Source organism: Actinoplanes sp. ATCC 53533, from assembly GCF_003947245.1.
In genome coordinates, this window is sequence record NZ_QHHV01000055.1 from 38193 (window position 1) to 57967 (window position 19775).

Below are 19775 nucleotides of genomic sequence, written 5' to 3' on the forward strand. Positions count from 1 at the left end.
CGCGCGTCCGGCGGCTCAGGGGGTCAAACCCTCGTCGAAGGGTTCCGGATCGGTGGCGCGATGCGCCTACGCAGCTCACGCCGTCGGCGATCGGTCACCCGGTCGTCGGCGGATCCCAGCGAGCACGTCCTCGTCGGTGACCGGCTCGGCGCGGGCGAAATGGACCCGCCGCAGCGCGCCCAGACGTGCCTCGCGGGCGATCATCGCCACCTCCGCGGCGGAGCTTCCCTGGGTCATCGAGGCGTACGTCTCATAGTGTCCCGCAAGCTCGTCCGCTGGTAGGTACATGGCGAACAGCTCGACCCGGCCCGTGTGATCGGGCAGCGGTACCTCGATGTGCAGCCCGAGCCGCCCCGGGCGCAGGATGGCCGGGTCGATGGCATCCGGGTTGTTGGTCGCCCCGATGATCGAGACCTGACCGAGGTCCACCAGCCCGTCCATCTCGGCCAGCAGCTGGTTCACTACGCGGTCACCCGCGCCGCCGTCGGTCGCGCCGCCGTTGCGCCGCCGGGCGACGGCCTCGATCTCGTCGAAGAAGACGACGCACGGCGCCACCGATCGGGCCCGTTCGAACAAGTCACGGACCGCCTGCTCGGACTCGCCGAACCATTTGGTCAGCAGTTCTGGGCCACGCACCGCGATGAACCGGGCGCCGCATTCGCGAGCGACCGCCCGGGCGAGCAGCGTCTTACCGGTTCCCGGCGGGCCGTACAGCAGGACACCGCGCTCCATGCGCAGGCCGGCCTCGGCGAAGACCTGCGGCCGGGAGAGCGGCAGCACCAGGCGCTCGGTCAGCTCGGCGGCGGTCCGGTCCAGGCCGGCGATGTCCGCGAACGTGGTCGCCGGGATCTCCGAGACCACGCTGCCGATGGCCGACGGCGACACCAGCGTCAACGCCTCCTCCCAGTCGCCGGGCTGAATCTGCAGCGGCGCCCGCGCTGTCGGGGTGGCGGACTCCAGCTCCTCGGCGGGGAAGGCGCGGCGAAGGGCGACCCGGCCGGCCTCGTCGCAGAGCGCCTCCAGGTCGGCGCCGACGAATCCGGCCGTCCGGCGAGCCAGATCGGCGGTCAGTTCGGCCCGCCGCGGTTCGCCGAATGACAGGGCCAGGTTGCGGTTGTGCACGGTCAGGATGGCGCGACGGTCGTCCTCGCTCGGTGCGGTGACTGCGACCTGGTGCCCGATCCGGCCGAGCCGCCGGATCGCCGGGTCGATGTGGTCGCGTCGGGTCGTGGTCGCGATGACGACCGGCCGGTCGGGTGCGTCGAGCAACTGTTGCAGGACGCTGAGCAGCGGGGAGAAAGGACCGGGTACGGACCGGTCGCCGGCGATGTAGTCGATGTCGTCCAGGATCACCAGGTGCGGCGCGCCGGCCTCGGTGGCGAACGCCGCCCGCAACTCCGCCTCGGCCTCCGTCGGCTGCTTCGCGGCCAGCGCCGAACCACTGAGCATGGTCATCCGGGCACCGCTGGTCGTCGCGACGGTCCGTGCGAGGAGTGTCTTGCCGGTACCCGGGGGACCGTAGATCAGGACGCCGGACGGAGCGGTGACACCGATGGCGGCCAGGTCGGTCCGGCGCCGCAGCGGCAACTCGACCTCGCGACGTAGGAGCGCGATGGCGTGTTCGAGGCCGCCGATGTCCTCGTATCCGAGGGCGCGGCCGGGCGCTCCGGGCGCCCGGCGCACGGTGATCTCCAGCCGATCGCTCATCGGCGCCACCTCGGCCGGTGCGCCGTCGGCGCGCACCGACACGACGACGTACTCGCCTCGGCCCTCCGCCCCGAGCGGCTGGTAGCGGAACCGCAGGCCGGGATGGAGCAGATAGTGCCCGGTACGGAGAAACTCGGCGAGGCCGGCGCTCGCGTCCAGGTCGGGGCCGGTCCAGCTGTCCAGGCGTACGTCGACCGCGTCGGCCGGCCGGATCCGCTCGGCGTCCAGCCGGGTCACGTCCACCCGCTCGCCCTCGGCGACCCCAAGCGCGGTGAGCTGCCAACGGTCCAGCAGCACCCGATCGGGGTGGGTCAGCCGGTTGGTGAGATCCCAGGCGAGTCGGCAGAAGATGGCCGCGTTCGGCGAGGTGATCTGCAGCGGGCTGCCGGCCGGCAGCCCGGGGATGCTGGCGAAACAGCTGCCGTAGATGGTGTCCGTACCGGCGCTCTGCACGGTCGCGGTACTCATCTCGCCTCCTCGGTCTCGGCGTCGGGCGGCTCCGACTGGACTCGGGTCTCGGGATGGTCCACCGGCTCGGGCGGAGGGTCGGCCCGGCGCAGGGGCTCGGGCCGGCGCTGGGGCCTCGGGAAGACGCTGTGCGCGCCGGTGGCGCTTACGATCTCCCAGCGTCCGCCGTTGCCCTCCCTGCCGATGGCCTCCGCCAGCAGCCCCGACTCCGCCCAGCTCAATGTGTCCGCCTCGGCCGGCTCCACCTCGGACACCCGCTGCCGGTCGGCCGTCCTCGGCCCCGGCTCCACCGGCGCGTCTCCGTCCGGCGCGGCCCACCAGCCGATCCGGTCGAGCTCATCGCCCGCGAGGTACGGGTCGATCACCACGGCGACCGTGTCCGCGTCGAGGTGGGTCCAGGTGGCGAACGTGGTGACGTCGGTGTTCGACAGGTACAGCCCGATGGTCGGATGCGTGTGGACCCAGCCGACGATCTTCTCGACCGGCCGCATCGCGTCGGCCGGCTCGACCATGTCCGACGCGTTGCGCAGGATCTCGATCGCGTTCACCGCGAACGCGCAGTGGCTTGACGCGTGGGCCAGCTGAGGCGGGAAGATCACCAGCGAACCGTGGATCTTCGTACCGCTGCGGCGGCCGAGCAGCACGCCGCCTCGCTCCACCGGCGCCGGTTGCCGGAGGAACTCCACGAGTGTCCGGGCGAGGCCGGGATCGAACTGGAGTTTCGGGCCCTCATCTCCGGGTTCCACGGGACATCGCTCCCTTCGGTAAGGCGTCGCCGAGCAGGATCATCGGGGGCTCAGCGCCGCCGGCGGCGTACGCGCCGACCAGTCCGGCCCGAAGCCGGGCGAGGGCGACACGGTCGACCAGCCCGGCCGTGGTGTTCATCGGCAGGATCTTCCGGCCGTCGCCGTTGAACACGCCGATCGCCTCGGTCAGCGCGGCCTGGCTGATGTCGATGACGATCGGGGTGAACTGCGGGTCGAGCGCACGCCATCGCTGCGAGGTGGCCCGGTCGGTCCCGGACAGGAACACGCCGAGCCGGGGATGCGTGTGCACCCAGGTGACGGCGATGGTGCCGCGTCGGACGCCGATGGACGGCGCGACCGCGTTGATCGCGTGCCGCACCCGATCGACCTCGGCCGATGGGAACTCGCACGCCACGGCATTGGCCAGGCGCTGCGCCGGGAACACCGCGCCGAACACGAGCACGGTCCTGGGGGTACGCACGAGCAGGGCGACGCCACCCTGTTCGTACGCCTGTGGGTTGAGATTGCGCCGGGCCTCCTTCCAGAACCCCTCGTCGAGCGCGACGGCGAGCTCGGTGCGGCCGAGCCGGCTTTCCCAGTCCGGCCGCAGCAGGAGCCGCGAGCCGGTCCTGGCCGGCCGCACCCACCGCCACCGCCGACGGCGAGGTCGGCGGTGGATGGACGCCGCCAGCAGCGGGCCGGCGGCGAGCGGCGGCAGCAGCAGCCACGCGCCGACCGGCCGACCGGCCAGGGTGAGACACATCGCGACGGTGATCAGCAGGCTCGTCCCGAGCAGGCAGAGGCTGTAGCCCAGGCGCAGGGCGGCCGGGTCGGCCTCGGCCCAGGTGGTGGTGAGCACCGGCAGGCTGATGACGGCGAGGGCGACGGCGATGGAGAGACCCCAGGCGGCGGCCTGCTGGCCGGTGGCGTCGCCACGGCGGCCGGTCACCACGTACGTCGCGGCGAGCGCGACGAAGTAGATGGACCACACGAGGAGGCCGGCCGCTCTCGGCCAGGCACGAAAAAGGCTATCTGGCTGGGCTGACATGGTTCTCCGCATTCAGGAGTTGCTTGGCGTATTCCAACGCGTTGCCGAGTGTCCGATGGGACGGCGGCGCTTGCAGCCAACCGGCCGCGAATGTGTTCCAGCAGAGGCTGGGCAGCCAGCCACCGGCCCAGGTGCAGTAGTTCTTGGCCGACGGCCAGATGTTGACGTGCCGGATGTCCCGATCGGCCGGTGTGCGGATCCACGCCGGCGGGATGGCCGCGCCCAGTTTCGAGACGTCGACGATCAGGAGGTAGGAGCAGCGCGCGAGCCGATCCGGATCCCGGCCGCCGCGGATCCCGGTGACGCTCAAGCGGATCGCCATCACCGGTCCGGGCGGTTCGGTGGTGGTCCGCCCGGACCGTCGCGGCGGCGGGGTGACACCGCGGGCGATCACCCCGAGGTCGGGATAGCCGCTCGCGACGAGTCGCTGCACCGCCGCGTCGGTGACGCCCATGTCATCGGGCCGCGCTTCTTGGGTTCGAGTTGGCGAGCACCTGTCGCACTGCCTCCAGCAGGTTCGCCAGGCGTCGTTCCGAGGTGGCGGCGCCACTCCAGGCCGACGGTGTCCGGCCCCAGCAGAGAGTGGGGAGCCGGGTACCGGTGAACGGGCAGACGTCAGAGGCCCGGAAGATGTTCACATGCCGGATCTCCGCGTCGGTGGGTGACGCGATCCAGATCGGCGGCAAACTGGTCGCCAGGGTTCGCACCGAGGCCAGGATCCGATACGAGACCGGGGCGCGGTCTTCCCGCATCCGCCCGGAGATGCCGCCGATCGTCACCGCGATGGCGGTGATGTCGCTGCCGCTTGTGGCCAGCGGCTGGAGTGTAGGAAACATGCCGGTCGCCCGGCGGAAGTCATTACTGCTGATCGGAATGGACACCGGTGGTCAACTCCTCGTGGGCGTGGCCTCTAGCAGATGGGCGGGGCATTCCCCGGGATCTCGGTCGGCCGCGCGGTAGCCGGTCAGGTCACCGTCGGCCCCGTTCAAGGCGTGGAATCGCGCGACGGCCGCCGCATTGCCGGTTAGTTCGGCGATCAATGTCGCGGCCTGGACACCGCCGATGATCGCCGCGGCGGTCGCGATCGACGGCACCGGCACTGGGCCGGTGATGTCCGTGCAGGAGCGGCGGGCCGGGTCGAGCGCCACCGAGCGGCCCAGCCAGCAGACGACGCACCGGCCGTCATCCTTCGGGTCGCACACGTGCACCCGCCCGACGAAACCGTCCACGGCACCGTTCACCCAGGGGATGCCGAGTCGTTCGGTGAGACAGTTGAGCACCCATCGGGTTTGCTGGTTGTCGGGGCAGGAGAGAAGCGCGTCGGCGGACCTCAGCGCCGCGCCGAGCGTGTCAACCCGTCGTTGCTGGTCCGCGATGACCGGGTCTACACCGAGCAGGACCTCGTCGCCGAGCAGTTGGTCGCGCGCGTGCACGTCGACCACCGTCTGCACTCCGGTCAGCCGGATCTTCGGGTTGATCGCGGTGAGTCGTTCGGCGGCCCGCTGGGCTTTCGGTTTGCCGAGGTCGGCGCGGGTGTAGAGCGCCTGCCGGTTGAGGTTGTGCGGCTCCACCTCGCCATCCATATCGACGACGCACAGGTGGAGCTCGTCGGCAGGCGTCGCGGCCAGGGCCGCGCCGGCCCAGCTGCCGAGGGCACCGGCGCCGACCATCACGACTCGCGAGGCCGGCAGTCGATCGGGTACGGCGACGTCCGGCAACGCGAACGGCGACCAGGTCAGCGCGCGGGCGGCCTGCGCCGGGAGCCGGTTCGGCCGCACGGTGACCCCGCGCGTCGCGGCCGGGAGCGGCAGGCTGATCACCACCGTGTCGTCGTCGACGACCATAGTGATGCGAGCTTCCGCGGGCTCACCGTCGAGCAGAGTCCGGAAGCCCGCGGCGACGGCCGGACCGGCGACCTCGGCCAGCACGCCGTTCAGGGCGGGCGCGTCCTTACCGATCGCCAGGGCGTGCCGGCCGATTCCCGGCTGCCGTAGCCACAGCCGCTCCTCGGTCCAGCCGGACAATACCGCCGGGCCGCTGATCACCGCGCCGAGGCCGCGGATCACGGCTTGGGCGAGCAGTCCGCCACAGACGCACGACAGGGCCGGGGTCAACACATTGGGCGTGGCCGGGCCGTCCGGGCCGGGCTCCGGCCCGATCGTCACAGCGGTGCGGCCCACCTGCCCCCAGACGTCGACCGAGCCATCGGCGGCGATCCCGGCGGACTCACCGGCCGCGGGGGTGGCCACGGTCAGCGACCGATGCGCGGGCGAACCGCCGGCCTCGATGTTCACCGCCGGGTCTAGGTCGTGCACCCGACGGACGAGCACAGCGCCGAGCGGCTCACCGACATCATCCGGCCGCAGCAGGAACTGGTTGGCCACGTCGTCTCGCGTGGCTGTTCGGTCGGCACCCCTCAGATGGATGGTGCCGTGCCGGGTGGCGACCCCCAGCATGGCCAGACACTGCAGCAGGTAGGTGACCGCAGGACCGGTGCCGGCCACCTCGACCGTGGCGTCGGCCAGCACGTCCTGAGCGACGAGGGCCTCCTGGCGTGAGTACTTGTCCACGGTTAATTCCGGCAGGTGGAACCGCCGATGACGTCGTCGCCGGGGAGGCCGACCGACAGGGTGAGCCCGGTGAAGTCGGTGGCCTCGCGGTTGTCGACGACCTGGCCGTCCTTGTCCCGCACACTGAACGGGTTGCCGGCCGCGATCAGCCCGCTGGCCTCCACCGCCTGCTGTACGGTCTGTCCGGGCTGAACCTCGACCTGCTGGTGGTTGTCGGTCAGGGCGTTACGGAAGTTCACTACCATCGTCATCAGGTTTCTCCGTTGTCATGCGAACTGGCGCCTTCGCGCCGCCTGCTCTGTTCTGACGGACAGCGGGGCGCCAGGTGACCGACTCGGTGGACAGTCCGCGGTGGCGCATCTCGTGGTCCAGCCGGGGAAGGGTTCCGCGCAGCGGCACGCCGACGATCCACACGCCGTGCTCGTCCGAGCGCACCTGCAGCGGCGGCTGGTCCGGTTCCAGGTCGAGGTAGGGCGCATAGCGGCGGCGGCTCAGCTCGGACTGGAGGACCATCTGCTGGTTGGCCGAGCCGCGCCAGACCAGGCGGGTCGGCTGGCCGGCCTCGTACCGTCCGGTGACCAGGACGTCCGCGTAGGAGGCGGCGAGCCGCTGCTCCGCGTCGAGCTCTTCCGGGGTGTAGCCGGTGAACATCAGGATGTCCGGCTCGCCGGGCCGGCCGGCGCTGATCCGGTGTGCCGCGTCGAGGAAGGCGGCCAGCGGGCCGGGCTGGGCCAGCGGCTCGCCGCCGCTGACGGTCAGGCCGCCGGCACCCTGGTCCAGGGCGTCGTGCCACCGTGCGACAAGCTCGTCGACCGGCACCTCGGCGCCGCCGTCCGAATCCCAGGTGTCCAGCGACATGCACCCCTTACAGGCCAGCGGACAGCCCTGCACCCACACACCGAATCGCCGGCCGGGGCCCAGTGCGGTGACCGGGAAGTGGCTGCGCGCGACCCGCAGCGTCTCGTCGGTCATCGTCGGACCTGCAGACCCCGTCGATGCTGGACGGCCTCGGTGAAGCTGGGGTCGCCCACGGTCCGGGCGAGCGCGGCGAAGTAGGCGTCTTCGGCGGCGGCGTACGCGTCGCGGATGGCCCGCTCCTGGATCTCCGGGTCGCCGCCGGCCGGTCCGTCCGGGCCGGGCGGCGAGAGGTACGCCGGGTTCAACCGGGTGGCCATCGCCCGCATCAGCAGGTCGAACCGGTTGCGGTGGGCGCGGTTGCGGACGTACGCCTCCTGGAACGGGTGGCGGCGGGCAAGGCCGAGCATGAACGACATCGCGCCGACCATGAGCATGAGCGCCACGAACATGAGGATGACGGTCAGCGGCGTCACGGTGACCTGCTCGGGCCGCTCGAGGCGCTCCTCCAGCACGCGGCCGCGGAGCAGACCGAGCACGACGACCACGAACAGCCAGCTCGCCACCAGCACGGCCACCGCGTACCAGCCGTGTCGTTCGCCACCGGTGGCGTTTCGGCTGCGCAGCAGCGCGCCGGACAGGAACGGGCCGAGCACGATCACCGCTGACGTCAGCAGCGTCATCCAGCGGATCAGGGCGCCCTGCTGGGGTACGTCGCCGAGGAAATAGTCGAACACGGCGAACTGCACGATGGCCTCGGCGGCGATGAGGACGCCGAGGATCAGCACCCGCCAGATCAGCCGCAACGGGACCGTCTCGCCTTCCCATGGCGTCCGGTCGCCGTCCTGCGGCTGCTCGACCGGATCGAGCAGGCCGTCCAGGTCGGCGGCGTTCCGGGCCTCGGCCGCCGCGTCCTGGGTGGCCAGCCCGGCCATCCGGGCCCGGGCGTCGTCCATCCGGGCCTGTGACTCGTCCCGGCGGGCCTGGGCCGCGGCGATCCGCTCCTGGGTGTGCTGCTGGGCGGCACGCAGCGAAGCGAGCGCGGCGTCTCGGCGACTGCGCAACTCCCGTACGTAATCGGGGTCGAAGTCCTCGGACGGCGGATCGTCCGGTCCGCCGAAGGACCAGGAGTCGTACATCCTGGTCCTGCTGTCCGCGACACCCTGGCGTTCCGCCTCGGCGGTCAGCTCGGCCGCGGAGATCCGCGGGTCGACCTGGGGCGGTGGCAGCGGAGTCACGCGCGTCAGGCCGAGTCCGCCGGCGATGGCCCACAACGACCACCACCGTTCGATCAGGCGCTGGAGGAAGGTCATCGTCTCGGGGTCCTAACGGGAGAAGACGGCTACGGTTCCCTCGGCGTGCAGCCCGAAGCGGATCCGGGTGTCCTGGCGCAGCACCCGACGCTCGGAGGCGGGGATCTCGACGCCGTCGAGGAAGGTGCCGTTCGGGGTGGGCACGGGTTCGATCCAGGCACGGCCGTTCGGGTCGGTCCCGATGACCGCGTGGTGGCGGGACACGTTCGGGTACGACCGGAAGAGCGCGCTGTGCGGGCCGAGCCGGCCCAGCTCGACGCGGGTGTCCCGGCCGAGCTCGACGTGACCGGCCGGGAAGCGGACCACCAGCGCGGGCGGTGTCAGCGACTTGCGGCACTCCGGGTTCAGGCATTCGGTGTTGCCCGGATGGGCCACCGGCGTGCCGCAGTTCCAGCAGACCGAGCGGTCCGCCGCCGGCTGCCGCTCCGGTTCCGGCTCCGGTTCGGGCGCGGTTGCAGCCTCCGCCGCATAAGGCTCCAGCGGAATGATGTGAGTCGGGCAGAGCGGGAGGTCATCGTCGTAGAGCCGGCCGGGGTCGCACTGGGGACAGAGCTGGCTCACCGCGTCCACCCGGCCGTGGTCACCAGCGCTTCGATCCTCGGCCCGGCGGTGGCGGTGGCGGGGTACGCCGCGGTGATCTCCACTGTGGAGCCAGGCGGGGCGTCCAGGTCGAAGAGCTTGCGGGCGAGCGGGTTGATGAGGTTGCTCTCCAGCAGGTTGCCGATGCCACGGCCGCCGTTCGGAGTGTCGATCGTGCAGGCCTCCCGGAGCTGGTCGCGGGCGTGGTCGGTGAGGCTGAGCGACATCTGCAGTTCGCGTTCGACGGTGTGGATGATGTTGGTCAGCTGCAACCCGAAGATCTTGTCGGCCGAGTCCCGGTCGATGAAGTTGAAGACGACGATGTTGTCGCCCAGCCGGTTGAGCAGCTCGGGACGCTCCAGCGTGACGGTGAAGTGTTCCCGGACCGCGGCCTTGACGGTCGCCTCGAGATCGGGGTAAGCCATGCCCGGCTTGACCTGCTGTACCCGTTCCCCGGTCGTCTTGTCGGTGGTGATGATGCCGAGGTTCGACGTGAAGATCAGGACACACTCGGAGAAGTGCGTGGTGATGCCCTGCCCGTCGGTGAGCCGGCCGTCCTCCAGGATCTGCAGGAACTTGTCCAGCACGGACTTGTTGGCCTTCTCGATCTCGTCGAACAGCACGACCTGGAACGGGTTGCGCCGGACCGCCCCGGTCAGCTCGCCGCCGGCCTCGAAGCCCACGTATCCGGGTGGTGCGCCGGTGAGCCGTTCGGCCGCGTGGTCCGCGGCGAACTCGCTCATGTCGAATCGCAGGTAGGCGTTGACGTCGCCGAACAGCAACTCGGCGATCTGCTTGGCCATCTCGGTCTTGCCGACGCCGGTGGGTCCGGCGAAGAACAACACGCCCCGGGGCCGGGACACGGTGCTGGTCGCCTGGGCGCCGGACAGGCCGAGCGCGGCGCGCTTGAGGATGTCCAGGGTCTTGCCGGTGGCCCGGGGCTGGCCGATGATCCGGTCGGCGATCACCTGTTCGCCTTCGGTGATGTGCTTCTTCACGCTGTCATGTCGCCACGGGTTGTCGGTGACGCCGAGCTTGTAGGCGCGGACCGCGTCCGGGACCTGGTCGGCGCCGAGGCCACGGTCCCGGGACAGCCGGACCACCTCGGTCATCGCCCGCAGCGTCATGCCCTCGGTGAGCTTCGCGAACTGGGCGGCCGGGGCGGCGCCGCCCGGGTTCCGGGCCGGCGGCAGCATCGGCGCGACAACCTCGGCCAGCCGTTCCCGCTCACCGAGCGTCGGCATGCCGACCGCGATCGTACGGATCGATTCCGCCCCGGAGGTCAGCCAGGCCGGCAAGTCACGCTCACCCTCGGTGAGCCAGATGATCGGGTTGTACCGTTCGCCCGGCACCGGCCCGCTCTCGAACGGCACGGCGGTGAAGGCCAGCTTCTGGCAGTAGAGGAAGAAGTCGCGTTCGGCCGGATCGAGCTGGCCGGGCACCCGGGTCATCCGGGCGGCGTAGTCGATGACGAAGGCGGCCCGTACCGGCGGCCTGACCGTCGCATCGCGTTTCGCCGGTGCGGCGACCTGATGCCGAGGGCCCTGATGCCGGGGGTCGGGCGGGGGATCACCCGGGGCCGGCCCGGCGGCGCCACCCTCCGGCGGCGGTTGCTCCGCGACGCCGACGACCTTCGCGAGGTGAACGCGGAGCCGTTCCAGCGATGGCCGTCGCCCGACGACCCGGTTGCCGAGCAGCCGCTGGGCCGCTTCGGTGGGCACCGGCTGCGGCGGAAAGACAGTGACACCGTCGACCGGGTCATAGCAGACCAGGCAGCTGTATCCGCGCGGGGAGAGCGCCGCCCAGAGCAGCGGCAGCATCGCCACCGGCCGGGCCGGCCGACCCGGCGGTTCCATCAGGAACAGGTCACGCAGATTGCCGTGCAGCACGAACTGCGAATGCACGGCGAGCGTGCCGGCCAGCTCGTTGGCGAATGCCGGGAAGCCGGGCAGGATCGGCGCGGTCGTCATCGGGCCCGCCGCACTCGCACCTGCTGGACCCGGGTGTCCGGTCCGGTCTGAGAGCGACGCTGCGGCACGTGTCCGTGGTCGATGACCACCTCGGCATCCAGGCGGTGGGCCAGGTCGGCCAGGTCGGCGTTGAAGCCGTCGCAGCGATCACGGTCACGCATGGCCGCCTCATCGCCGTCGACGTCCCGGTCGCGGACGACCCGGCCGTGCACGACGTCGTTCTCGTCGATCCAGACCTCGGCGGAGTGCTCACCCTGCCAATCGGTACGGGTCAGGCGAAGGTCGGAGGTGCCGTCCACGGTGTAGCCCTGATCGGCCAGGCACTGGCTGACGGTCTCCCGGACGAAGTTCGCGCGGACCACACTCTCCGCCCAACGGACCGCCCCGGCGCCCTCGTTCAGCAGGTCGGGCGTGAGGTCGGCGTCGCCGGCGACGACCGCACGGAGTCTCGCGGCCGTCCCGGTGTAGGGCGTCGGCGGCGGGGTGCGGACCACGACCGGCTCCTCCAGTACGCCGATGAGCTGGGCGGCGAGGCGCCGGCGGGCCGCCCGGTCGTTCAGCTCGACGACCCTCATCTGGAGCTGGCGCGCGAACATCGGGCTGGCGCTGCCCGCCCGAGCCCGGGCCGCCGCCTCGAGCGCCTCGAGCCGCTCGTTCTCGTTCACGTCCTCGTCGAGTGTCCGCAGGATCGCGTCGACGTCCGGGCCGCGGGTGGGCGCCGGAGCCGGTGTGGCCCGGCGGTTCCGCAGCGTCTCCTGCAGTTGGCTCAACGCGGCCGCGGTGTCCGGCAGCGCCAGGACGGCGGCGGGAAGGGAGGCGGCCAGCCGTTCGCGCTCGGTCGCGGCGCGCGCGGTGACGAGCGCGTCGCTGGCCGCGCTCAGCAGCACCCGGGCCCGCGCGGCCCACTCGACCGCCTGCCGCTCGGTGCACCCGTCCAGATTCAGCGGCGCGGGCACCGCGACCACCACGCCGGTCCGGCTGGCCCGCTCGGCCAGCAGCCGGATGCGCGCGTTCACCTCGACGACCTCGGCCGCGATGTGGGGCCAGCGCAGCGCCGCGATCTCCGCCTGGCTCTGGCGTTCGGCCGTGTTCTGAAGGTCCTGACCCACGTTGCCCAGCGCGCGCAGCGCCGCCTCGGCCGCCTGGTTCACGGCCCAGACGGTCAGCGCGGCCGCGGCCGCCGCCGTCAGCACCACGGCCGCCCCGGCGGCCAGCACCACGGCCATCGGCAGGACCACAACTCCACCAGCACTCATCGTTCCTCCTCATCGGGATACTGACGGACACGCCGCTTCTGATCAGGTCGCGCGGGCCGCCAGCAGCTCGCGGGCGCCGCGGTCCGCCTCGGCCCGCTCCTGCTCCCGGTCGGTCTGCCAATGCATGTAGCGGGGGACGGCCCAGGCCACACTGCCGAGGCCGGCGAGCAGCGGCGTGATCATCGGCTGGTACGCGGTCAGGACGGCGGCCAGACCCAGCACCCCGAGGAGCACGACGACCGCGATCCCGCGGCCGGTGAGCGACCGGGCCGCCCGGCCCAGCGCGATGAACGCGGCGCCGAGAGTCGAATAGCGCGGATGGAACCGGCCGCCGATCTCCCAGGCCAGCACCGCCTCCGCGGTGAGCGCGGCGGCACCGGCGAACATCGTGGCGACCCAGGCGTTCAGCACCGCGCTGTCCGAGGCGGGGGCGACGGCGTCGCTCACGGCGATGAGGACCCCGCACAGGGAGGTCATCAGGAACACCCCGGCGACCGCCCAGGAGAGCGCGACCGGCCGGTTCTGCCGGCGCGACCACTCTCGGAACCGGCGGTTGCGGTTCAGCCAGGCACGGCGCTGGGCGGCGGCCATTTGTTCCTCGGCGCGTCCCTCGGCGTAGTCGCGGACCTGGTAGGCGAGCCACACGCCGTCCGGCTGCTCCAGCAGGCGGCTGAACCACGGCAGCCGGAACCGGCGTGCCTCGGCCGCCCGCGCCCGCCGGATCTCGGCGCGCGTGTTGTCATCCGCCACCGTCGCCCACAGGCTCAGCGCCAGCGCTCGGGCGCGAGCCCGCTGCCGGCCCTCGCCGGCGCCCGCCAATTCCGTACGTGCGCCGGGGTCCTCGATCTCGCGCGCGGCCTCCTGCCACCGCCGCAGCCGGCCCCGCCACTGCCGGTCGACCTCATCGAGACCGTCGCCGCCGGCGAGGCCTCCGCCGGCGCGGCCGGTGGCGAGCAGCGGCAGCAGGTAGAACCGCCACAGTTCCGCCACGATCGCGGGCAGGTTGGCGTCGTTGGTGAACGCGCCCTGGGCGATCGCCGGCAGCGTGGTGCGGACGACGTTCACGCCGCGGTAGATCGGCGGGAGCATGGGCGCCATCGACCGCACCAGGCGCAGCAGGCGCACGTTGGCGGGCTGCCCGGGATCGTCGGTGTACCCCGGGTCCGGCGGGAACTGCTCCCGCCAGGCGTTCAGCGCACGCAGCGGCTCCGGATCGCGGCCGAACAGCAGCTGTACGGTGTGCTCCCAGTTCGCCGTCATGGCCACGGCGAGCAGTACGCGATTGCGGTACTCCGCGTCGGCGTACGGGTAGGAGTGTTCGGCCACGATCTCGGTCTCCGCGGCGCCGGCCGGAGCCGCGTACCCGGTCGGCGCCGCCGGGGATCCGCCGGCCAGCCACTCGGTCACCTCCGCGGCGCCCCAGCGGTCGTCCAGGTTCTGAGCGAGCAGGCCCTGGCACAGCAACCGGAGGCGCGGGTCCACGACGGCCTCGGTGCTGACCGGCCGGGCGGTGATCTCGACCCGCACCAGAAGGTTGTCCAGTCCTTCCAGGAAGGGTTGCCCGGTGGCCAGTTCGAGAACGCTGATCCCCAGCGACCACCAGTCGAACGCGGGCGACACCAACCGGCCGCTGATGTATTCCGGCGGCAGGTACCGCACCGTACCGGAGGCGTCGGCCGCCGGCATGTCGGCCGGCACATACAGGCTGATGCCGAAGTCGATCAGCGCGACCTCGAGCGGTGCCAGCCGGCGTACCAGAATGTTCGCCGGTTTGACGTCCCGGTGCACGATCCGGTTCGCGTGCATCTCGCCCAGCGCGTCGGCGAGCTGCCGGACGATCTCAGTCAGCACCTCGGCGGTGAGCCGGTTCGGGTCGTCGCGCCGCAGCTCGGCCAGACTTCCGCCGGCCAGGTGCTCCAGCACCTCGTACCGGCGGTCGGCCGCCGTGCCGACCTCGGCGACCGTCACGGCGTACCGGCTCTGCTTGCTCTCCAGGAACGTCCGCACCGCGGGCTCCGGCCCCGGGTCCCGATAGAGCTTCAGTACCCGCTCGGTGCCGCTGGCCCGCTCCTGGACGAGGTAGATGTCCCCCTCGGCGCCGGCCCGGTCGAGCCGGCGCAGCACGACGAAACGCGCGTCGAGTTCCGGCGGCAGCCCTTCCGGGACGGCGGGCCTGGTCCGCCCCGGGTCCAGCTGGGTGATGTCGCCGTCGTCAAGCCGGCGCCGGCCGGGGTCGAGTTCGGTGGCGGGCGCATCGGCATCGGGTGCCGGATGGGTCATCGTGGGATCAACCGTCGCAGGACAGCTTGACTACCACCGAGCGGTTGCGGACGGCGGCACTGGGGATGAGCGTGCCCTCGGCCGTGGTGTCCCGCACCCGTCCCGGATAGTGTTCGCCGGCGCCACGGGCGCTGATGCGCGACTGCGCCACCCCGAGATCGACCAGGACGTCCTCGACCGCGTCGGCTCGGCGCTCGGACAGGTCCTGGTTGGCCGCGTCGCTTCCTTCGCTGGAGGTGGTGCCGGTGAGCTGGACCCGTTGCGAATGCCCGGCCATCCGCGTCGCCAGCTGTTTCAGCGTGGCCCGGGCGCCCTTCGGGTCGCGGAAGTCGGCGGTGTCGACGGTGAATCCGACCGGGCTGCTGTCGGTGAGCACGGTGGTGCCGCACTCGGGGAAGACCGGCGGCTTCGGCAGCGCGACGACGCTGACCGGTACGTCGGTCGGAACCGCCGTGCGGGTGGCCGCGGACTTCAGCGCGTACACGCAGCCCGCGCCGGCCTTCTCGGCGATCGTCGTCCACAGGTCGGTGACCTGCTTGTGGAGATTTTCCGGCAGGGCCGGCTGCGGGTCGGCGGTGTCGCCCAGACCGACCAGCACGACGTTGCGTTTGTCCAGGTCGGGCATCAGCTTCTCGGAACCGAGGAACTCGACGACCTCCTTCGGGTCCGCGGTGAACATCTCCGGGTTCGTGAAGCTCAGCGGCCCGATGGTCGGGATCCCCGAGTCGATGACCACGATCGTGCCGTTCGCCGGCGTGCTCCGCGCGGCCACCGTCAGTGCGGTGAGCACGTCGGCCTGCGGCTTCTTGGGCTTCAGGGTCTTTCCGTATCCGCTGACCTGGTCCAGGAACGTCCGCAGCTCCCGGTCGCGGATGTCCGGGTTGTTGCCGTCGGTCTTGAAGGTGGCGTCCAGCGCCACCGTCGGCTCCCCGTCCACCCGGACGATCTGGACCTGCTTCGAGTTCTTGGCGGCCTCGCGGATCAGGCCCTGGACCTCGTCGGGCAGGCCGGGCGCCGGGCTGTTCGCCCGGGCGCCGACGACCAGCGTGATGGCCTGGCCCTGGTGGGCCGCGGCTGGGCACTTGATCGACACCGGCTCCGGCGGAAACGCGCCGCCACCGTCGCAGCTGAAGAATGAGCCTGCGGCCATCGTGGATGCGGCCAGCAGGCCGCGGATTCGGTGGTTCACGGTGCCTCCTCTGATTCGCCCGTTCCCGGTCGACGTTGATGTGGCGGCTGCGGCGGTGGCGGGTACGGGGGCGCGAGCTGGATCGGCACCGTCGGATCGTCCGACCCGGTCCGGCCCAGTGCCCGGGCCACATTCCGGTTGCGTGCGATGATCAGCTCCGCGTCCGCCCGGAGCCGGTTCGCGGTCGCCTCGAACTGCCGATCCACCTGCGCCATCGCGGCTTCGCGGCGCTCGCGTGCTCGGCTGATCGCCAGCCAGACCTGTTCGGCCTGGGAGAACTCCCAATGCGTGTCCGCGTGCTTGTGGGCTGCCGCGGTCCGCTTGGCGGCCGCTCGGCCGAACTGCTGGGCGGCCGGCTCCTGCCGGAAGTAGCCGGCCAGGCTCGCCACCACCCCGGTGGCGATGTACAGCACGAGAAAGAGCAGCGCCGACAGGTACAGCTCTGGGTCCGGCCCGCCGGTGCCCAGGCCGTCGGTGACGGCGCCGCCGTCGGTGGCGAACGTCGAGGCGCCGGCGCTTCCGCTGGCCGGCTCCAGGACCAGCCGTACGACGAACGCGGTCCCGCCGAGCATCGCCCAGGTCCCGCCGAGCACGAGCGCCAGCGTCTTCGAGCCGGTGATGTTCCGCGGGTTGAGTGTGGCCCGAGCCTGGAGCCCGGCGTAGTGGGCGAGAGTCAGCGCGACCAAGGCGAACCCGACGACCGCGATCGTCACCATCAGCGGCGGAACGTTCAGCACCAGGATCAGCACCTGGTAGAAGGTCACCACGTCGACGCCGCCGGCGGCCAGCAGGACCAGCCAGAACAGGCCATGCGTCCAGGACCGCCCGGCGATCTGCGAGAGGTCGCCATGGATGACGCGGCGCGCCGGCCGCGCGGTGGGCTCGATCATGGCCGGGGCTCCCTCGGCGGGTCGGTTTCACGGGGGTCGTAGATCGGGGTCTCCGGATCACTCAGCTGGTCGAGCGCGTTGGTCACCGCGGCGTCCATATCGGACAGCTGGCTGCGCGTGTTGCGGCTCATCGTGACGGCCCGGTCCAGATAGGGCCGGACCAAGACCTCAAGCCGGTCGAGCCGGTCCATGTATCCGTCGTGCCGGGCATGCAGGCCGGCCTTGACCTCGTCGATGGAGTGCAGGATGTAGTCGTCCACGGCCTGCCGGAACCGGACGTCTTCCGGGTCGGGCGCCTGGTCGCCGATGTGTTCCCGCAGGCTGTCGATGATCGGGGTGAGGTCGATGGTGTATTCGACTGGCTCCCGGGAGAGCTGTTCGAGTTCGGCCATGGCATGCCGCAGCGGGCGGGGCATGCGTGGCCGGCGGTTCCACCGCGGAATCAGCGGTATCCTCATCGCGTCACTCCTCGGTGGGTGGCATCCCGGCCGGAGCCGGAAGGGTGATGACGCCGTCCTGGCAGGTCGCGTCGACCCACGAGGGAAGCGTCAGGGAGACGATCGGCAGGGCCGTCGAGAGATTGCGGCCGTCCGGATGGGTCTGCACGACCGCGTCCCAGTAGGACGCGATCCGCAGCACGTAGTAGTCGGCCAGGCGACGGGCGCCGGCCTGGACCAGGGCGAACTCGTGGTCGATCCGAGCAGTCGCCGTGGTGATCGCCTGGCGGCGGCCGTCCGCTGCGGCCTCGCACCGGGCCAGTTCGGCACGGGCCGCGGCGATCCGCTGATCGCGCATCGCGGCGCGGCGACCGTGTAGCACCGGCGTGCCGGTCAGCGGGAGTTCCTGGTAGTTGCGCGGCTGCAGCTCGGACTCGGTCAGTTCGGCCTGTTTCTCGGTCAGGGCGGTCCGGGCCCGTTCGATCATCTCCAGGTCCGTGTCGAGGGCGCCACGCAGCCGGGCGATCTCGTCCCGGGTCTCGGTGATCCGGGTGAGGAAACGCCGGTGCTGCTCGTTGATCCGGTACATCCCCGCGTGGCTCAGCTCTTCCTGGTACGGGGTGCTGACCCGGGCCTGGGCCTCGAGCTGCTCGGTCAGCGTGGTGAACGACGGGATGCGCTTGCGCCCGTCCCGCCGGCCACGCCGGGTGTCGGTCTTGCGATCGCGGGGCGCGTACGGGATCGGCTCCGGTGCGTTCGCCGCCGTGGGCTGTCGCCGCCACCTCATGCCGCCGTACCACCCTTCTCCGGCGCGCATCGGGTTCGCGCGTCGATCAGCCAGCCGAGCAGTTCAGCCTCATGCCCGGCGACGATCTCGCGGAGCGTCGACGACTGGCGCCGTACGTCCTGCCGGGTGGCCTCGCCGGGCACGCCGCTCTCCGGCACCGGCGTGTCGGTATGGGCCAGCCGGTGCACGGCCGACACCAGCCGGCCCTTGCCGGCCAGCGTCTCGCTGTCCTGCCGGCCGGTGTCCGCCGTTCGCAGCGCGTCGGCGATCCGGGCGCGGGTCTTGGCGTCACCGGCACCCAGCGTCACCGCCATCAGCACGACCGCGTTGGCCTGCCGGATCCGGTCGGTGAGAGTGGTGAGCATCGCCTCGTAGACCTCCCTCAGCTCCGGCGAGTCCTGCAGACCCGGAACCGGCCCGAGCGCCGAGCCTCGTACCGGTGGTGTGGCGCCGGCGTCGCCCCGGCGCTGCGCGATGGCCCGTAGGTCGTCGACGGCGGCGGCGACGTGGTCGATCGGCCGGCCGGTGGCCGGCGGGAGCGTTCCCGGCTTTGCCGGACCACTGATGACGTACGGCCGGACGTCCTCGTCCACCCGCGCGGCCAGCCTGTGCTGATCGACCAGAGCCACGGCGAGCCGGCGCTGCTCCTGGGCGGTCGTGGTCAACCCGGCGGCCAGGTGTTCGGCCATGCTCTCGAGCGCCTCGGCGATCACCTGCCGCTGCTGCGACCGGTGACGCCGGCCTACGATGAACGAGGCGGCCATGATCAGGACCGTGATCCCGGTCAGCGTGGCGGCCGTTTCCGGCGCCGCGAACGGCCAATTCATCACGCCGCGTCCTTCCGAACCTCGTGGTGTCGCTGTCCGCCCTTCTCTGACGGACCGGGGAATCTCAGCTCAACCGAGCTGGGACATCGCTGCGTTGAGCTGGGCGCGCAGGGCGTCCACAGTGGGGTCGCCGGCCGGCAGGTGGTCGAGTGCCGCCCGCATCCGCGTGGTCGCGGCCGTCGCGGCGGCCACGTCCCGCCGTTGAACGGCGGCCATCATCTCGCTCATGATCTCCATGAGCTCGATCGCCGGATGCTGCGCCGGGCCGAACCGGTGATCGGCCTTCATCGCCGCCACCTGCGCGGAGACGTCCGGCATGAGGCTCATGTCCTGCCGGTCGGCGGCGATCCGCACCGACAGCCCATTGCGCAGGGCCGGCCAGAGCGCGGCGTAGGAGGAGTCCCGGGGTGGCGACATCGCGTCCAACTCGGCCAGCGCTGCCGCCGGGTCGGTGCCCGGCTCGTCGCCGAGCGCACCGGCGGCGTATGCCATTGCCCGCAAACCGTCGAGACTGCCGTGATCATCCGGGTCGTCCTCGGCGCCGGCCAGCATGCTGATCACCCGGGACGTGCCGACGCGCTGCCCGACCAGCGTCGCTTCGATCACCCGCAGGGCCAGGAACCGGGCAGCGGCCGACCGGTCGGCGGTTGAGCCGCTGGACGCTTCCAGATCGGCGAGGGCGTCCATGAGTGTCTGCGGCCGGTGGTCGAACTGGTAGCTGCGCCCGTACGCCACTGCCCGGCCGAGCAGGTCCCCCTCGGCGGTGAGCCGGGCGATCACCGTCGGCAGCCGCTCGGCCGGCATCTGGATGAGAACACTCAGGACGTGGTTGGTCATGTTGGCTTCTGACGGA

Annotated in this window: 19 protein-coding genes; all 19 read right to left on the reverse strand. The window is 71.7% G+C overall.

Translation table 11 applies throughout. The features are described 5' to 3' along the window. Positions 1 to 75 precede the first annotated feature (75 nt). On the reverse strand, positions 76 to 2175 hold the full coding sequence (locus DMB66_RS18710) for an AAA family ATPase (protein WP_125805380.1): 2100 nt from the start codon (positions 2173 to 2175) through the stop codon (positions 76 to 78). Next, positions 2172 to 2921: a Mov34/MPN/PAD-1 family protein gene (locus DMB66_RS18715; protein WP_125805381.1), complete on the reverse strand. Its 750-nt coding sequence runs from the start codon at positions 2919 to 2921 to the stop codon at positions 2172 to 2174. Before DMB66_RS18715 ends, DMB66_RS18710 begins: the two co-directional genes overlap by 4 nt. Further along, positions 2905 to 3912 (reverse strand): hypothetical protein, encoded by a 1008-nt coding sequence (locus DMB66_RS18720; protein ID WP_125805382.1) that lies wholly within the window; start codon positions 3910 to 3912, stop codon positions 2905 to 2907. Before DMB66_RS18720 ends, DMB66_RS18715 begins: the two co-directional genes overlap by 17 nt. 37 nt (positions 3913 to 3949) lie before the next feature. After that, positions 3950 to 4423: a hypothetical protein gene (locus DMB66_RS18725; RefSeq protein ID WP_125805383.1), complete on the reverse strand. Its 474-nt coding sequence runs from the start codon at positions 4421 to 4423 to the stop codon at positions 3950 to 3952. A 1-nt stretch (position 4424) separates the two neighbouring features. Next, a complete protein-coding gene (locus DMB66_RS18730; protein ID WP_125805384.1) occupies positions 4425 to 4805 on the reverse strand; it encodes a hypothetical protein in 381 nt (126 codons plus the stop codon). A 51-nt stretch (positions 4806 to 4856) separates the two neighbouring features. Further along, positions 4857 to 6539 (reverse strand): ThiF family adenylyltransferase, encoded by a 1683-nt coding sequence (locus tag DMB66_RS18735; protein ID WP_125805385.1) that lies wholly within the window; start codon positions 6537 to 6539, stop codon positions 4857 to 4859. Between the two features lie 2 nt (positions 6540 to 6541). Further along, on the reverse strand, positions 6542 to 6790 hold the full coding sequence (locus DMB66_RS18740; RefSeq protein WP_125805386.1) for a hypothetical protein: 249 nt from the start codon (positions 6788 to 6790) through the stop codon (positions 6542 to 6544). Beyond that, positions 6765 to 7511 carry a 4Fe-4S single cluster domain-containing protein gene (locus DMB66_RS18745; RefSeq protein ID WP_125805387.1) on the reverse strand — a complete coding sequence of 249 codons (747 nt, stop codon included), beginning with the start codon at positions 7509 to 7511 and terminating at the stop codon, positions 6765 to 6767. Before DMB66_RS18745 ends, DMB66_RS18740 begins: the two co-directional genes overlap by 26 nt. Beyond that, positions 7508 to 8707, reverse strand: coding sequence for a hypothetical protein (locus DMB66_RS18750; protein WP_125805388.1), 1200 nt, complete (start codon positions 8705 to 8707; stop codon positions 7508 to 7510). The genes DMB66_RS18745 and DMB66_RS18750 overlap by 4 nt, the downstream gene beginning before the upstream one ends. Before the next feature lie 12 nt (positions 8708 to 8719). Next, positions 8720 to 9268, reverse strand: coding sequence for an FHA domain-containing protein (locus DMB66_RS18755; RefSeq protein WP_158647275.1), 549 nt, complete (start codon positions 9266 to 9268; stop codon positions 8720 to 8722). Beyond that, positions 9265 to 11256 carry an AAA family ATPase gene (locus tag DMB66_RS18760; protein WP_125805390.1) on the reverse strand — a complete coding sequence of 664 codons (1992 nt, stop codon included), beginning with the start codon at positions 11254 to 11256 and terminating at the stop codon, positions 9265 to 9267. The genes DMB66_RS18755 and DMB66_RS18760 overlap by 4 nt, the downstream gene beginning before the upstream one ends. Then, entirely contained in the window at positions 11253 to 12512 is a 1260-nt protein-coding gene (locus tag DMB66_RS18765) for a hypothetical protein (protein ID WP_125805391.1), read from the reverse strand. Before DMB66_RS18765 ends, DMB66_RS18760 begins: the two co-directional genes overlap by 4 nt. 42 nt (positions 12513 to 12554) lie before the next feature. Further along, a complete protein-coding gene (locus tag DMB66_RS18770) occupies positions 12555 to 14792 on the reverse strand; it encodes a serine/threonine-protein kinase (RefSeq protein ID WP_125805392.1) in 2238 nt (745 codons plus the stop codon). 7 nt (positions 14793 to 14799) lie between these two features. Then, positions 14800 to 15981: an OmpA family protein gene (locus DMB66_RS18775; protein ID WP_125805393.1), complete on the reverse strand. Its 1182-nt coding sequence runs from the start codon at positions 15979 to 15981 to the stop codon at positions 14800 to 14802. Continuing rightward, complete coding sequence (locus tag DMB66_RS18780) at positions 15978 to 16871, reverse strand: hypothetical protein (RefSeq protein WP_125805394.1); 894 nt, start codon at positions 16869 to 16871, stop codon at positions 15978 to 15980. The genes DMB66_RS18775 and DMB66_RS18780 overlap by 4 nt, the downstream gene beginning before the upstream one ends. Continuing rightward, entirely contained in the window at positions 16868 to 17329 is a 462-nt protein-coding gene (locus DMB66_RS18785; protein WP_125805395.1) for a hypothetical protein, read from the reverse strand. Before DMB66_RS18785 ends, DMB66_RS18780 begins: the two co-directional genes overlap by 4 nt. A 4-nt stretch (positions 17330 to 17333) precedes the next feature. Then, positions 17334 to 18095 (reverse strand): hypothetical protein, encoded by a 762-nt coding sequence (locus tag DMB66_RS18790; protein ID WP_125805396.1) that lies wholly within the window; start codon positions 18093 to 18095, stop codon positions 17334 to 17336. Next, on the reverse strand, positions 18092 to 18922 hold the full coding sequence (locus DMB66_RS18795; protein WP_125805397.1) for a hypothetical protein: 831 nt from the start codon (positions 18920 to 18922) through the stop codon (positions 18092 to 18094). The genes DMB66_RS18790 and DMB66_RS18795 overlap by 4 nt, the downstream gene beginning before the upstream one ends. 69 nt (positions 18923 to 18991) lie before the next feature. After that, a complete protein-coding gene (locus DMB66_RS18800) occupies positions 18992 to 19759 on the reverse strand; it encodes a hypothetical protein (RefSeq protein WP_125805398.1) in 768 nt (255 codons plus the stop codon). Between the last annotated feature and the right edge of the window lie 16 nt (positions 19760 to 19775).